Consider the following 13,308-nt stretch of genomic DNA (forward strand, 5'->3'; position numbering starts at 1 on the left):
GTTGCTTGGTCATCTGACACCTCGATATGGCGAGCATTCTCGCCTAAATGAGTGTCCGGTTTCATTAGACCACTACAAGGTAACCCGAAACGAGCGAATTGCTAGCATCGGGTCGCAAAGAACTAGGCTGAGAAACCACCATCAATCGTCAAGCTGGCTCCGGTGATGAAGCTTGCTTCTGGACCCGCTAGATAGGCGACAAAGCCGGCAATTTCATCAGCTTTGCCGTAGCGCCCCAGTGCCATCAGACCTTTCAGGTACTCGGCGCCCTCACCGTCGGCCGGGTTCATCTCGGTATCCACCGGGCCGGGTTGCACGTTGTTTACAGTGATGGCTCGAGGCCCCAAGTCGCGGGCCATGCCTTTGGCCAAGCCGACCAGCGCCGACTTGCTCATGGCGTACAGCGCACCGCCGGCAACCGGAATACGCTCGGCGTTAGTGCTGCCGATGTTGATGATGCGCCCGCCGTCGATCATATGTCTTGCAGCTTCCTGGCTGGCTACGAACACACTGCGCACGTTAATCGCCAACGTGTGGTCAAGTTGCTCCAGGGTGAGTTCTTCGGTGCTGCCCCAGGCCAGCACGCCAGCGTTGTTGACCAAAATATCCAGCCCACCAAAGTGCTCGGCTGCAGTGCGAATGGCCTGCTGCACGGCTGCTGCATCAGAACTGTCAGCCTTTATGGCAAGGACTTGACCACTAGCGGCAATCACTTCACTGACCAGAGCATTGGCCCGCTCGGCAGACGATACATAGGTGAAAGCCACTTGAGCACCTTCATGAACCAAGCGTTTGACGATGGCCGCGCCTATACCGCGAGAGCCGCCTTGGACGAAAGCCACTTTTCCTTGCAGGGTTTGGGTAGAGGTCATGGTGTATCTCCATTACAAGAAATTAAGTTAGTTGACATCGGTGTCAGCACCCTAAGGCCGAGGACCTTAGCCTTCATAGCCATGGTCTGACTCAGTTCATCCAGGCGCAGTGCGCGGAACTCTTGGCCATCGACTATTCCTGGCTTTAGCAGCAGCCGTTAACCGGCATCGCATTAACTAGGAATATAAAACCAGACATTGCCGTTAATCGACACACCCATCCGCCAGACTTCGGCAAGTTGTATCTATCAACGAAAAGGTGCTCAGTGTACCGATGGCTGCCCACCAGCGGCATGATGGCAGGCAAAGTGGAAGCGAAGAGATATCAGCAGGAAGTTAAGCCAGGGTTACGGGTGTCGGCTTTGAGTTGAAGTAGATCTCTAGAAAATGGCCGCTACTGGCCGAAAGCAGACTACCCAGACTATAGGGAAAAAAGCACACCCCCGCCCTCCGTCACAAGGCTCCAGCTTACGGAATAAAGAGGCTGCTTGCGGAAGCAATCCAAAAAATTGCGGAAGCGATCCTCAAATCGCAGCCAATAAAAAACCCCGTAGACCTTGATCTACGGGGCTTTCGAATGTGGAGGCCGAGGCCGGAATCGAACCGGCGTGGGCGGATTTGCAATCCGCTGCATAACCATTTTGCTACTCGGCCATTTGTGCCTGACATTTTAAAATAAACATCAAATACAAAAGAAATTGTGACGCTCTAAATCCAGCATTTCAGGCTGTGCCTCGTGCTGATGGCGCGCATTATGTACTAGAAGAAAGAAGCTGGCAACCCCCTGAATTCTAATAATTTTTAGCTCTGCTATCTAAGCTGTGTCAGTCTCTGAAAATGACGCAGTGGATCATTGCTGATGACACTCGTAAATGATGACGCACACAGTGAGTCACTCCAAGCTAAGGCGCGCGCAGTCATTCACCTGTCGCCTACAGCGCTTTGTCATGGAGCAGAGCACAATTCCTACCAACACAATCACACTTACCCTCAACTTCTGAGGACGCGCCCGACTTAATCCTAAGCGGCTCTCACGTAAAGTCTCGCCGCCGTTAACGAACGGACCGACACCTTTACTGGAGCTTTAAGATGAAAAAAATATGGATGCCCGCGGCTATTGCTGCAGCAGTTTTGGCCACCAGCGGTTGCATGAGCCATAACGTGAGCCAGCCCAACGCTCCTATTGCCGGTACAGTTACAGCTGACCTGAAAGCAAAAATCGAAGTCGGTGGCGAAATTACTGGTCAATCCACATCGAACGTTCTGTTCGGCGTATTGAAAATAAGTGGCGACAGCGAATTCGCCGATGGCGTGACTTACGGCGGCCCAGCGCCAGCGTTTAGCCTGCCTGACCCAGTTTCAGCGACAAAAGCCGCAGCCGCATATAAAGCCGTTAAAGGCTCAGGCTCTGATCTGATTGTTGCACCACGCTATGCAGTGTCGGTTGAAGACTATTTCATTTTCAAGAAAGTTAACGTCACCGTGACAGGCAACAAAGGCAGCATCAAGAACATCCGCTAAATAAAATGTTCCAGGCTGCTCAAATCGTGCAACAGCTCGGGCTGACCCCCATTCAGCACATCCCCACCAGCGTCAGAACAGCCTAATGAACTGATACTGTTGCGAGCCGTTGCCTATCGAGCCGCTTGGTTCGGCGGGACACAAGTCCCGCCACCTACCTTAAATCACTACATTTCGTATAAAACGCAGCACCGCATCACCTTCATTGCGATAAGCATGTGGTCGATTGCTCGCATACGTATAAAAGTCGCTCGCGTTAAAGCGCAATACTTGATCGTCAAGCATCAAGGTCAAACAACCCTCAATGATGTATAGCTGTTCGCTCCAGCCGTCCGCGTCGGCCTCGGATAGGTATTCTTCTCCAGGCTCCAGACGCCACTCCCACAACTCGACCTCCTTCTTTGCAGCGGCCTTGGCGAGCAACACCGCCTTGCTTCCTGGAACGCAACCGCTCCAGGCCACTTCATTGATCCGACCAGGATCGGGGGAGCCGGGAGCCTGAATCAGATCACTGAAAGCCACATCTAAGGCTTCAGCCACTCGATCAAGGGTGCTGAGGCTGACATTTTTTTCGCCCGCCTCAATAGCGACCAGCATCCGTCGACTAACCCCTGACGACTCTGCCAAAGCACGTTGACTGAGCTGTGCGAGCAGCCGTAGACGTCGTACATTTTGGCTCACGTGCTGCAATACAGACGCACGCTGGGAATTTTCTTTGGGCACTATATTGCTCACTTTGTGACACTGCGCAGTATACTGCTCAGCTTTGGCGCATTGTGCGTCTCACGTTTATAACGCGCAAGGTCGTGACACCATTGAAAGCTTCCAGACTGTCGTTTTTGACATCTCGTATCAGTAAAGCGGAATACGTGCTGATCCTGATCACTATGGTGTGGGGGGGCACATTTCTGCTTGTGCAAAATGCTCTTACTGCAAGCGGCCCCCTGTTCTTTGTCGGGTTGCGTTTTGCTGCCGCGGCCAGCATCGTCGCGCTGTTCTCAATCCGCAGCTTGCGCGGCATTACCCTGCTTGAATTGAAGGCAGGGTTATTCATAGGCATTGCCATCATGCTGGGCTACGGCTTGCAAACCATTGGTCTGCAGACCATCCCCAGCAGTCAATCAGCCTTTATTACGGCGCTGTATGTTCCTTTTGTTCCACTACTGCAATGGTTGGTTCTAGGCCGTCGTCCGGGATTAATGCCCAGCCTGGGCATCATGCTTGCCTTTGCAGGATTAATGTTGCTCTCAGGCCCCAGCGGCGCGTCGTTAAGTTTCAGTTCCGGTGAAATCGCTACGTTGATCAGCGCCATCGCCATCGCAGCCGAGATCATCCTGATTAGCGCGTATGCCGGTAAAGTCGACGTGCGCAGAGTCACCGTTGTGCAATTGGCGACTGCTTCCGTTCTCGCATTTGCGATGACCGTACCTACCCATGAAGCAGCTCCCGACTTTTCATGGCTACTATTAATAAGCGCTGTCGGATTGGGTATTGCCAGTGCAGTCATTCAAGTTGCCATGAACTGGGCGCAGAAGAGCGTATCCCCTACCCGCGCCACATTGATTTATGCAGGAGAACCTGTCTGGGCAGGAATCGCCGGGCGCCTGGCGGGCGAACGTTTACCTGCCATTGCTTTGCTGGGGGCAACATTGATTGTTGCAGCGGTGATCGTGAGTGAGTTAAAAACAAAAGGTAAAACTCTCGACATGCCTGATGAACACGAAAGCAACAAAGCATGCGATTGATTCTGCAGCGCTGAAATCAGATGTACACACCCCTATCCGGGAGTGCTCATACAAGGATGCTGCCGGGCAAGCCATTACACAGCTTGTACACATTTTGTAGGATTCGGCGCCAGCTTGAGTGTTGGTGATCCCCTGCCCGCCACGTATGATCGCTCACAAACTCCTGCAGATTAGAAGCCTATGTCCCTGATAGTTCTACTGCTTCTGCCCTTTATCGGCAGCTGTCTGGCGGCTGTTTTGCCGCACAACGCGCGCAACAGTGAGTCACTGTTGGCCGGTCTTATTGCCCTCGTTGGCACTATTCAAGTCGCCATGCTCTACCCGCAAATCGCCCATGGGGGTGTTATTCGGGAAGAGTTCATGTGGTTGCCCAGCCTCGGCCTGAATTTTGTGTTGCGCATGGACGGGTTTGCCTGGTTGTTTTCAATCCTGGTGTTAGCCATTGGCACTTTGGTGTCCCTGTACGCCCGCTACTACATGTCACCTGAAGACCCTGTCCCGCGCTTTTTTTCATTTTTCCTGGCTTTTATGGGTGCGATGCTCGGGCTGGTGCTTTCAGGCAACTTGATCCAAATCGTGTTCTTCTGGGAGCTCACCAGCCTCTTCTCGTTTTTGCTGATCGGATATTGGCACCATCGCTCAGATGCCCGCCGTGGCGCGTATATGGCATTGATGGTCACTGGCGCAGGGGGGTTGTGCCTGCTGGCAGGCGTCATGCTGCTCGGCCATGTTGTCGGCAGCTACGATCTGGATGCCGTATTGGCTGCGGGCGACCAGATTCGCGCACACAGCCTCTATCCGATCCTGCTCACGCTTATCCTGATTGGCGCGCTCAGCAAAAGCGCACAGTTCCCGTTCCATTTCTGGCTTCCCCATGCCATGGCGGCTCCCACGCCTGTCTCGGCGTATCTCCACTCGGCAACCATGGTCAAGGCCGGCGTATTCCTGCTGGCAAGGCTTTGGCCTGCGTTGTCCGGCAGTGAGCAATGGTTCTGGATCGTCAGTGGGGCCGGTGCCTGCACACTGGTGTTAGGTGCTTATTGCGCCATGTTCCAGAACGACCTCAAAGGTCTGCTGGCCTACTCGACGATCAGCCACTTGGGCCTGATCACGCTGCTGCTTGGTCTCAATAGCCCGCTGGCTGCGGTAGCGGCCGTCTTTCATATTCTCAACCATGCCACGTTCAAGGCGTCCTTGTTCATGGCGGCTGGCATCATCGACCACGAGAGCGGTACTCGCGACATACGCAAGCTCAGCGGTCTGTTCAAGCTCATGCCCTATACCGCGACGCTGGCCATGGTTGCCAGCGCCTCCATGGCCGGCGTACCGCTGCTCAACGGTTTCCTTTCCAAAGAGATGTTCTTTGCCGAAACCGTCTTTATCAATTCCACAAAATGGGTAGAAATCGCGCTGCCGGTAGTTGCGACCGTAGCGGGTACTTTCAGTGTGGCCTATGCCCTGCGCTTCACGGTGGATGTGTTCTTCGGCCCCCCCGCCACTGATCTTCCGCACACACCCCATGAGCCGCCGCGCTGGATGCGTGCGCCAGTGGAATTGCTGGTATTTACCTGCCTGATGGTCGGTATTTTTCCGGCTCAAACCGTGGGGCCACTTCTTGCTGCCGCTGCCCGGCCTGTCGTCGGCGGGGAATTGCCCGAGTACAGCCTGGCCATCTGGCACGGCCTGAACGCACCGATGATCATGAGCCTGATCGCCATGTCCGGCGGCATCGTGCTCTATGTTCTGTTGCGCAAACAGCTCAAGCTCAATCGCTTCCCACTGCCGCCCCTGATCCGTTTCTTCAATGGCAAGCGTTTCTTCGAACGCAGCCTGGTGGTCATCATGCGGGGCGCGCGTCGAATAGAACGCCGCATCAGTACTCAACGCCTGCAAAGCCAGCTGTTTCTGCTGGTGCTGGCGGCCGTGATCGCTGGTTTGATTCCGATGATTTACAGCGGCCTGAGTTGGGGCGACCGACCGAAAATTCCGGGTTCGATTGTGTTCGTTACCCTGTGGCTGATGGCGATTGCCTGCGCGCTGGGCGCCGCCTGGCAAGCCAAATATCACCGTCTTGCCGCACTGACCATGGTCAGCGTGTGCGGGCTGGTGACGTGTGTCACCTTCGTGTGGTTCTCTGCACCGGACCTTGCCCTGACGCAACTGGTGGTAGAAGTCGTCACCACCGTATTAATCCTGTTGGGCCTGCGCTGGTTACCACGTCGGATCGAAGAAGTCTCACCTCTGCCAAGAACCTTACGCAAGGCGCGCATCCGGCGCCTGCGTGACTTGCTCTTGTCGACTGTAGTCGGCGGCGGTATGGCGCTGTTGTCCTACGCGATGCTGACCCGCCAGACCCCGAATGATATTTCTTCTTTCTACCTCAGCCGCGCATTGCCTGAAGGTGGCGGCAGTAATGTGGTGAACGTCATGCTGGTGGACTTCCGGGGCTTCGACACCTTGGGTGAGATCACCGTGCTGGTGGCTGTGGCGCTGACTGTATTCGCCCTGTTGCGCCGTTTCCGCCCCCCCAAAGAAAGCATGGAACTACCCGCTCAGCAGCGTTTGCTGGCCAAAGATGTGGTCACCGACCTGGTGAACCCGCGCAGCGCCAGCGACACCGCGCTGGGTTTCATGATGGTGCCTGCGGTGCTGGTGCGTTTGCTGTTGCCCATAGCGTTCGTGGTATCGATGTACCTGTTCATGCGCGGGCACAACCAACCGGGCGGGGGCTTCGTCGCCGGGCTGGTGATGTCAGTCGCGTTCATCCTGCAATACATGGTCGCTGGCACTCAGTGGGTTGAAGCCCAGATGAGCCTGCGTCCACTGCGCTGGATGGGCACGGGCTTGTTGTTTGCCACAATCACCGGTCTGGGTGCGATTGGCTTCGGTTACCCGTTCCTTACCACCCACACCGCGCATTTCAGCTTGCCTGTGCTGGGCGACATTCACGTGGCAAGCGCGCTGTTCTTTGACATCGGCGTATTCGCCGTCGTGGTCGGCGCCACCCTGCTGATCCTGACCGCGCTCGCACACCAGTCAGTCCGGGCTCACCGTCCCGGGCTGCAAGCCAATTCACAACCCAAGACAGGAGCCGCCTGATGGAAGAAGTCATCGCGATCGCGATCGGCGTACTGGCTGCCTCCGGCACATGGCTGGTACTGCGTCCCCGGACATTTCAGGTGGTGATGGGACTGTGCCTATTGTCGTACGGGGTCAACCTGTTCATTTTCAGTATGGGCAGTCTGTTCATCGGTAAAGAACCCGTCATCAAGGACGGGGTTCCGCAAGACCTGCTCAATTACACCGACCCGCTGCCCCAGGCACTGGTTCTCACCGCAATCGTCATCAGTTTTGCAATGACCGCGCTGTTTCTGGTGGTCTTGCTGGCCTCACGGGGCCTGACCGGCACTGACCACGTAGATGGCCGGGAGCCTAAAGAATGAACGTGATGCCGCACTTGATTATTGCGCCCATTCTCTTGCCGCTGCTGACCGCCGCGTGCATGTTGCTGCTGGGCGAGAAACACCGGCCCATGAAGGCCCGGATCAATTTGGGTTCAACACTGCTGGGGCTGGCCATTTCCATCACCCTGCTCCTATGGACCCAGCAGCAAACGGAACCAGCGTCCATTGGGGTTTATCTGCCCAGCAACTGGCAAGTGCCATTTGGCATCGTGCTGGTGGTGGATCGTTTGTCTGCCTTGATGCTGGTGCTGACAGGCATCATCGCCAGCTGCGCCTTACTGTTCGCCATGGCTCGCTGGGACCGGGCCGGAGCCAGCTTCCATGCGTTGTTCCAGATCCAGTTGATGGGGCTGTACGGCGCGTTTCTGACCGCGGACCTGTTCAATCTGTTTGTGTTCTTCGAGGTGCTGCTGGCAGCGTCCTACGGGCTGATGCTCCATGGTTCGGGCAAAGCCAGGGTGTCAGCGGGGTTGCATTACATTTCGATAAACCTGCTGGCATCGTCCCTGTTCCTGATCGGTGCTGCGTTGATCTATGGGGTTACCGGCACGCTGAACATGGCTGATCTGGCCCTGAAGATCCCGTTGGTGCCTGAAGCTGACCGCGGCTTGCTGCATGCCGGCGCGGCAATTCTGGCCGTGGCGTTTTTGGCCAAGGCGGGCATGTGGCCGCTCAATTTCTGGCTGGTGCCTGCCTATTCATCTGCAAGCGCACCGGTGGCCGCGCTGTTCGCGATCATGACCAAGGTCGGGATCTACACCGTTCTGCGCCTGTGGACGCTGATGTTTTCAGGTCAAGCGGGCGCTTCCGCCTACTTTGCCAGCGACTGGCTGATCTATGGCGGAATGGCCACCATCGTCTGTGCCGCGATTGCCATTCTGGCGGCTCAACGCCTCGAGCGCATGGCCAGCCTGAGCATCCTGGTGTCGGCAGGCATTTTGCTTTCCGCTGTCGGGTTCGCCCAACCCACCCTGACCGCGGCCGCCCTGTTCTACCTGATCAGTTCCACACTCGCCCTTAGTGCACTGTTCCTGCTGTCCGAACTGATAGAGCGCTCGCGTTCCTCGAACGAAATGCTCCTTGACGATGATGTCGAGCAGCTCCCCAGCCTGATGGAATCGCTTAACCCGCCCCGTGGCACCAACCTTGATGACGAACAAAAAGCCGTCGTGGGCCAGATCATTCCCTGGACGATGGCGTTTCTTGGCCTGAGCTTCATTGCCTGCGCCTTGCTGATCATCGGCATGCCGCCACTGTCAGGGTTTATCGGCAAATTGACATTGCTAAATGCCCTGCTAAACCCCGTAGGCTTGGGCAATCTCAGCGAGACGCCGATTTCCACTGCGGCATGGTGCCTGTTGGCGCTGCTGATTCTTTCCGGACTGGCTTCTCTGGTTGGCTTTTCGCGCTTGGGGATTCAGCGTTTCTGGACCCCGCTGGAGCGTCCTTCACCGTTGCTGCGGCGCTACGAGTGCATTCCCATCGTCGTCTTGCTCGGTCTGTGCGTTGTCATGACCTTCAAGGCTGAACCCGTGATGCGCTATACCCAGGCGGCAGCGGACACGCTGAACAACCCGGAACGCTATGTCATGGCAGTCATGGGCTCGCGCCCGGTGCCCAGTCCCGAAGCGAAAGCAGCCCGGCAGGAGGTGCAGCCATGAGGCGCCTGTTTCCCGCACCGTGGCTGTCGCTGGCTTTGTGGGCATTGTGGTTGCTGCTCAACTTGTCACTGAGTGCAGGCAATCTTTTGCTCGGGGCCGCACTAGGTTTTTTAGCGCCGCTGATGATGGCCCCGCTGCGGCCGTTGCCTATTCGTATCCGTCGTCCCGGCGTGATCATCAAACTGTTTTTTCTAGTGGGCCGTGACGTTATTGTTTCGAATCTGGCCGTGGCCTGGGGCGTGCTCAACGCCGGGCGCCGACCACCACGTTCACGGTTCATCAAAATCCCGCTGGATCTGCGCGACGCCAACGGGCTGGCAGCCCTGTCGATGATTACCACAGTCGTGCCCGGCACTATTTGGTCCGAACTGGCACTGGATCGCAGTATTTTGCTGTTGCACGTGTTCGATCTAGACGACGAAGCGCAGTTTATCCAGCACTTCAAGTCCACCTACGAACGCCCACTGATGGAGATCTTTGAATGAGTGCGCTGCTCTCCAACGCTATTTTGCTGAGCCTGTTCATCTTCAGCCTGGCCATGGTGCTGACCCTGATCCGTCTGTTCAAGGGCCCATCAGCCCAAGACCGGGTACTGGCGCTGGATTATCTGTACATCGTGGCCATGCTGATGATGTTGGTACTGGGCATTCGGTATGCCAGTGATACTTACTTTGAAGGCGCGCTGCTGATTGCCCTGTTCGGCTTTGTCGGGTCGTTTGCGCTGGCCAAATTCCTGCTGCGCGGTGAGGTGATCGAATGAATTCCATCAGCGAGTTATCACTGTGGATCGAGATTCCAGTGGCCGTGCTGCTGGTGCTGAGCAGCCTGTTCGCCTTATGTGGCGCGATCGGTCTGTTGCGGCTCAAAGATTTTTTCCAGCGCATGCACCCGCCTGCACTAGCGTCCACCCTCGGCGCCTGGGGAGTGGCACTGGCATCAATCCTGTATTTTTCGGCGCTTAAATCCACACCCGTATTGCACGCGTGGCTGATACCGATCCTGCTGTCGATTACCGTTCCCGTCACCACCTTGCTGCTGGCGCGCACGTCGTTGTTCCGCAAGCGCATGGCGGGGGAAGACGTTCCGGCAGAGGTCAGCAGTAAAGGCGGCAGTTAACGCACTCATCAACCCGAGACTGCAACCGGCGGTTTGCCCGCCAGTTGCAGTCTCGCGCAGTCCATGCGCAACAGGGCTACATCAGGCCCAACCATTTCCAGTACGTTGCACCGAAACCCAACATCAAGACATACCCCACTGCTGTCACAATCAGACCGACTTTGGCGAACTGCTTGGCGGTGAAGGTCTGCGTGCCCAGGCACACCATGTTTTGCGGCGCGTTGATTGGCAGGATGAAACCGTAACTGACCACAAAGCCCAACAACATGGTCATGCCCAAGCGGTTGAACTCACCGGGCAAGGTTTGCAGTACAGCAATCAGGATCGGCAGTAAAGCCGAGGTCAGTGCCGTCGCACTGGCAAACCCCAAGTGAATCAAAATCAGGAACGCACCCAGAATCGCAAAGATGCCCAGCGGCCCGACCTGATCCAGCCCGGTATTCTGCACCACTTGCCCCCCCAGCCATTGGCCGGCCTGCGTGGTGAGCAACGCCGTACCCAGACTGATACCCACCCCGAACACGATCACCGTGCCCCACGGGATGCGCGATTGCACATCTTTCCAGGTCATCACCCCATACCGGGGCAAAAGCAGAAAGACCAGCCCGGCGTAGGTGGTCGAGGTGGTGTCAAAACTGTGCAACTTGCCCTCCGTGGCCCACGCCAGCAGCAAGGCGACAGAGACCGCCATCAGGCGTTTCTGCGGCGCGGTCATCGGCCCCAGCGCTATCAACGACTGCTCCACGGCTTCTTTGCCGCCGGGGATGCTGTCACTTTCTGGCGGCAGCATTTTCAACACCACAAACAGCAACACCGCCGACATGATGATCGCCCAGGGCGCACCGGCAATCAGCCAGTCGATCCAGCTCACCCGGGCCCCCAACATTTTGTCCATGAAACCCACCGTCAGCAGGTTTTGCGCCGCCGCCGTTTGAATGCCCACGTTCCAGATGCTGGTTCCCTGCGCCACCACAATCATGATCCCGGCCGCAATGTTGGAGCGCTTATCGACACCGAACGCCAGGATCACCCCCATCATGATCGGCACCACGCACGCGCTGCGCGCCGTGGCACTGGGCACCACCAGGCTCAGCAAAATGGTCACGGCTATCGCCCCGAGCAAGATTCGCCGGGTGCTGGTGCCGATTTTTGACAGGGTCACCAAGGCAATACGCCGGTCAAGCCCGGTGTGGGTCATCGCCGCAGCAATAAACAGCGCGCCAGCCACGAGGGCCAGTGCGGCATTGGAAAACCCGGTCAGGGCCATGGTGATCCCGGCCGACGTCCCATAGAGGCGGGACGGGTCGTCCAGCATCGGCGCCATACCGATCAAAAACGCCATTAACGACGTGATCATGATCGCGCTGGCTTCGTACGACACCGCCTCGGTAATCCAGACCACCACCGCGAAGGCCAGGATCGCCAGCATGCGGTGCCCGGCGACCGGCAAGTCAGGCGGTAGTGGCAACAGCAAAATCCCGACCATGACCAGGACAGCAATCACCAGACCCAAGGGCAGTTTCAATTTTGCCGGGGTCGGCTCCGGGGTGGTTGCAGGCGCATTCATGGCCATCTCCTTGTGCATAAAATCGCCTGCAGCATAGGCCAGGAATGCGAACCGGGCGTTGATGCTTGTCAGCTTCACACCCGTCGAGATGCAGGCGACACGGCACTCAGGGCCCGGTTTTAATCAGTTTTTACTGAATTTTGTAGTGAAACGTGTTGCGTACGCTCGGCACACTGACGGCCTGGCCGTCCACCATGCGTGGTTTATAACGAAAGGTGGCCGCCGCAAGTAGAGAAGGACGAATAAACATCGGGTGGCAGTTGCCCACCACTTTCGGGTTCTCGACCTTGCCTTGAGGCGTCACCGAATACTCCACCGTGCAATCCCCTTCGATGCCTTTATCCAGCGCCCGCTGCGGGTAATCCGGCGCTTCCTTGCTGATTGGCAGGTAGTGGCGCACGTCAGCTGCCGCTGCCTGTTCCTGCGCGCGCCGGGCGTTATCTGCCGCGATCCGCGCCTGATCCGCCAGCGCCTGCTGACGCTGCGCGTCGGCCTGTTGCTCGCGTAGCCGGGCCTGTTGCTGTTCAACCTGGCGGGCTTCAAGCGCCTGTTGCTGCTCGGCAACACGTTTGCGCGCCAAAGCAGCCTGTTCAAGTTTGCGCGCCTGAATCTGTGGGTCGACCGGCACAGGTTTAACCTCGGGTTTAGCCTCGATCACAGGCGGCTGTTGCGTCACAGGTAACGGCTGCGGCGCTGGCGCGATCGCCCGCTCGGCAGGCAAGGTAATCAAGCGCGTCTTGAGCACCGATGGCGCGCTCACGGGTGGCTGTTGCAGCGTCCAGCCGACCACCAACAACGCCACCACTGCCCCGTGCAGCGCAACCGTTACCGCCCACGCCTGGGCGTTACGCCACAGTCGCCCCCACGACATGGACTGAGTCTGCGACACCGGGCTTCCCATCACGGCGGCGTTCATTGCGGCGCCTCGGTCACCAGCCCCAGGTTGCTCACACCCCCCTGTTGCAAGGCAGCCATTGCCTTGACCACGCTGCCGTAACCGGCCTCGTTGTCGGCGCGGATATACACCTGAGTGTCGCCGTTTTGCGCCACCACCAGACCAATCTTGGCCTGCAACTCGTCAAGGTTGACGGCGCTGTCCGTCTGGTTTTTGGTGTCCAGTTCACTGCCCAGGTTCCAGTAGTACCCGCCGTCGGCCTTCACGGATAACGTCAGGATCGTCTGCTGCTTATCATTGACCAACGCCTCGCTGGCCACCTTCGGCAGTTCAATTTTTACCCCTTGGGTCAGCATCGGTGCCGTCACCATAAAGATCACCAGTAATACCAGCATCACGTCGATATACGGCACGACGTTCATTTCGGCCTTGGGCCCGTGTTTACGCTGTGGTCGAGCGAGCATGAT

Annotated in this window: 13 protein-coding genes and 1 tRNA gene; 8 read left to right on the forward strand and 6 right to left on the reverse strand. The window is 57.2% G+C overall.

Annotation, left to right across the window (positions count from 1 at the left end):
* Positions 1–122 precede the first annotated feature (122 nt).
* Entirely contained in the window at positions 123–872 is a 750-nt protein-coding gene (locus CJF39_RS16245) for a 3-oxoacyl-ACP reductase family protein (protein WP_094994335.1), read from the reverse strand.
* A gap of 580 nt (positions 873–1,452) precedes the next feature.
* Positions 1,453–1,526: transfer RNA gene (locus CJF39_RS16250), tRNA-Cys, on the reverse strand.
* A gap of 435 nt (positions 1,527–1,961) precedes the next feature.
* Between CJF39_RS16250 and CJF39_RS16255 the strand changes: the two genes are divergently transcribed.
* Positions 1,962–2,393, forward strand: coding sequence for a hypothetical protein (locus tag CJF39_RS16255; protein ID WP_094994336.1), 432 nt, complete (start codon positions 1,962–1,964; stop codon positions 2,391–2,393).
* 159 nt (positions 2,394–2,552) lie between these two features.
* Here CJF39_RS16255 and CJF39_RS16260 read toward each other — a convergent pair whose 3' ends face one another.
* A complete protein-coding gene (locus tag CJF39_RS16260) occupies positions 2,553–3,116 on the reverse strand; it encodes a helix-turn-helix domain-containing protein (protein ID WP_094994337.1) in 564 nt (187 codons plus the stop codon).
* Positions 3,117–3,208: 92 nt separating this feature from the next.
* Between CJF39_RS16260 and CJF39_RS16265 the strand changes: the two genes are divergently transcribed.
* The 7 genes from CJF39_RS16265 (at position 3,209) to CJF39_RS16295 (ending at position 10,379) form a co-directional block, all read left to right on the forward strand.
* Complete coding sequence (locus tag CJF39_RS16265) at positions 3,209–4,138, forward strand: DMT family transporter (protein WP_094994338.1); 930 nt, start codon at positions 3,209–3,211, stop codon at positions 4,136–4,138.
* 180 nt (positions 4,139–4,318) lie between these two features.
* Positions 4,319–7,237 (forward strand): monovalent cation/H+ antiporter subunit A, encoded by a 2,919-nt coding sequence (locus CJF39_RS16270; RefSeq protein WP_094994339.1) that lies wholly within the window; start codon positions 4,319–4,321, stop codon positions 7,235–7,237.
* Positions 7,237–7,581, forward strand: a complete 345-nt coding sequence (locus CJF39_RS16275) for a Na+/H+ antiporter subunit C (RefSeq protein ID WP_003446102.1) — start codon at positions 7,237–7,239, stop codon at positions 7,579–7,581. The genes CJF39_RS16270 and CJF39_RS16275 overlap by 1 nt, the downstream gene beginning before the upstream one ends.
* Complete coding sequence (locus CJF39_RS16280; RefSeq protein WP_094994340.1) at positions 7,578–9,263, forward strand: monovalent cation/H+ antiporter subunit D; 1,686 nt, start codon at positions 7,578–7,580, stop codon at positions 9,261–9,263. Before CJF39_RS16275 ends, CJF39_RS16280 begins: the two co-directional genes overlap by 4 nt.
* Positions 9,260–9,748 carry a Na+/H+ antiporter subunit E gene (locus tag CJF39_RS16285; RefSeq protein WP_094994341.1) on the forward strand — a complete coding sequence of 163 codons (489 nt, stop codon included), beginning with the start codon at positions 9,260–9,262 and terminating at the stop codon, positions 9,746–9,748. Before CJF39_RS16280 ends, CJF39_RS16285 begins: the two co-directional genes overlap by 4 nt.
* A complete protein-coding gene (locus CJF39_RS16290) occupies positions 9,745–10,023 on the forward strand; it encodes a K+/H+ antiporter subunit F (RefSeq protein ID WP_047273660.1) in 279 nt (92 codons plus the stop codon). Before CJF39_RS16285 ends, CJF39_RS16290 begins: the two co-directional genes overlap by 4 nt.
* Positions 10,020–10,379: a Na+/H+ antiporter subunit G gene (locus tag CJF39_RS16295; protein ID WP_094994342.1), complete on the forward strand. Its 360-nt coding sequence runs from the start codon at positions 10,020–10,022 to the stop codon at positions 10,377–10,379. The genes CJF39_RS16290 and CJF39_RS16295 overlap by 4 nt, the downstream gene beginning before the upstream one ends.
* Before the next feature lie 76 nt (positions 10,380–10,455).
* On the opposite strand, the gene CJF39_RS16300 is transcribed toward CJF39_RS16295, so the two are convergent.
* From CJF39_RS16300 to tolR, 3 genes are all read right to left on the reverse strand, one after another.
* Positions 10,456–11,946, reverse strand: a complete 1,491-nt coding sequence (locus tag CJF39_RS16300) for a DASS family sodium-coupled anion symporter (protein ID WP_094994382.1) — start codon at positions 11,944–11,946, stop codon at positions 10,456–10,458.
* A gap of 130 nt (positions 11,947–12,076) precedes the next feature.
* The gene (locus CJF39_RS16305) at positions 12,077–12,862 is read right to left on the reverse strand and encodes an energy transducer TonB (RefSeq protein WP_094994343.1); all 786 of its coding nucleotides are present in this window, start codon (positions 12,860–12,862) and stop codon (positions 12,077–12,079) included.
* Positions 12,859–13,305, reverse strand: coding sequence for a protein TolR (tolR, locus tag CJF39_RS16310; protein ID WP_094994344.1), 447 nt, complete (start codon positions 13,303–13,305; stop codon positions 12,859–12,861). The genes CJF39_RS16305 and tolR overlap by 4 nt, the downstream gene beginning before the upstream one ends.
* Positions 13,306–13,308 lie beyond the last annotated feature (3 nt).

Origin of the sequence: Pseudomonas lundensis (genome assembly GCF_002269125.1) — a bacterium.
In the GTDB taxonomy this organism is placed as follows: Bacteria; Pseudomonadota; Gammaproteobacteria; order Pseudomonadales; family Pseudomonadaceae; genus Aquipseudomonas; species Aquipseudomonas lundensis_A.

Bases quoted from the DNA above. Each gene is read 5' to 3' on its own strand.
- CJF39_RS16255 (WP_094994336.1), top strand. From the start codon at position 1,962: ATGAAAAAAATATGGATGCCCGCGGCTATTGCTGCAGCAGTTTTGGCC.
- CJF39_RS16245 (WP_094994335.1), bottom strand. From the start codon at position 872: ATGACCTCTACCCAAACCCTGCAAGGAAAAGTGGCTTTCGTCCAAGGC.
- CJF39_RS16275 (WP_003446102.1), top strand. From the start codon at position 7,237: ATGGAAGAAGTCATCGCGATCGCGATCGGCGTACTGGCTGCCTCCGGC.
- CJF39_RS16280 (WP_094994340.1), top strand. From the start codon at position 7,578: ATGAACGTGATGCCGCACTTGATTATTGCGCCCATTCTCTTGCCGCTG.
- CJF39_RS16295 (WP_094994342.1), top strand. From the start codon at position 10,020: ATGAATTCCATCAGCGAGTTATCACTGTGGATCGAGATTCCAGTGGCC.
- CJF39_RS16305 (WP_094994343.1), bottom strand. From the start codon at position 12,862: ATGAACGCCGCCGTGATGGGAAGCCCGGTGTCGCAGACTCAGTCCATG.
- CJF39_RS16285 (WP_094994341.1), top strand. From the start codon at position 9,260: ATGAGGCGCCTGTTTCCCGCACCGTGGCTGTCGCTGGCTTTGTGGGCA.
- CJF39_RS16270 (WP_094994339.1), top strand. From the start codon at position 4,319: ATGTCCCTGATAGTTCTACTGCTTCTGCCCTTTATCGGCAGCTGTCTG.
- CJF39_RS16300 (WP_094994382.1), bottom strand. From the start codon at position 11,946: ATGAATGCGCCTGCAACCACCCCGGAGCCGACCCCGGCAAAATTGAAA.
- tolR (WP_094994344.1), bottom strand. From the start codon at position 13,305: ATGCTCGCTCGACCACAGCGTAAACACGGGCCCAAGGCCGAAATGAAC.
- CJF39_RS16290 (WP_047273660.1), top strand. From the start codon at position 9,745: ATGAGTGCGCTGCTCTCCAACGCTATTTTGCTGAGCCTGTTCATCTTC.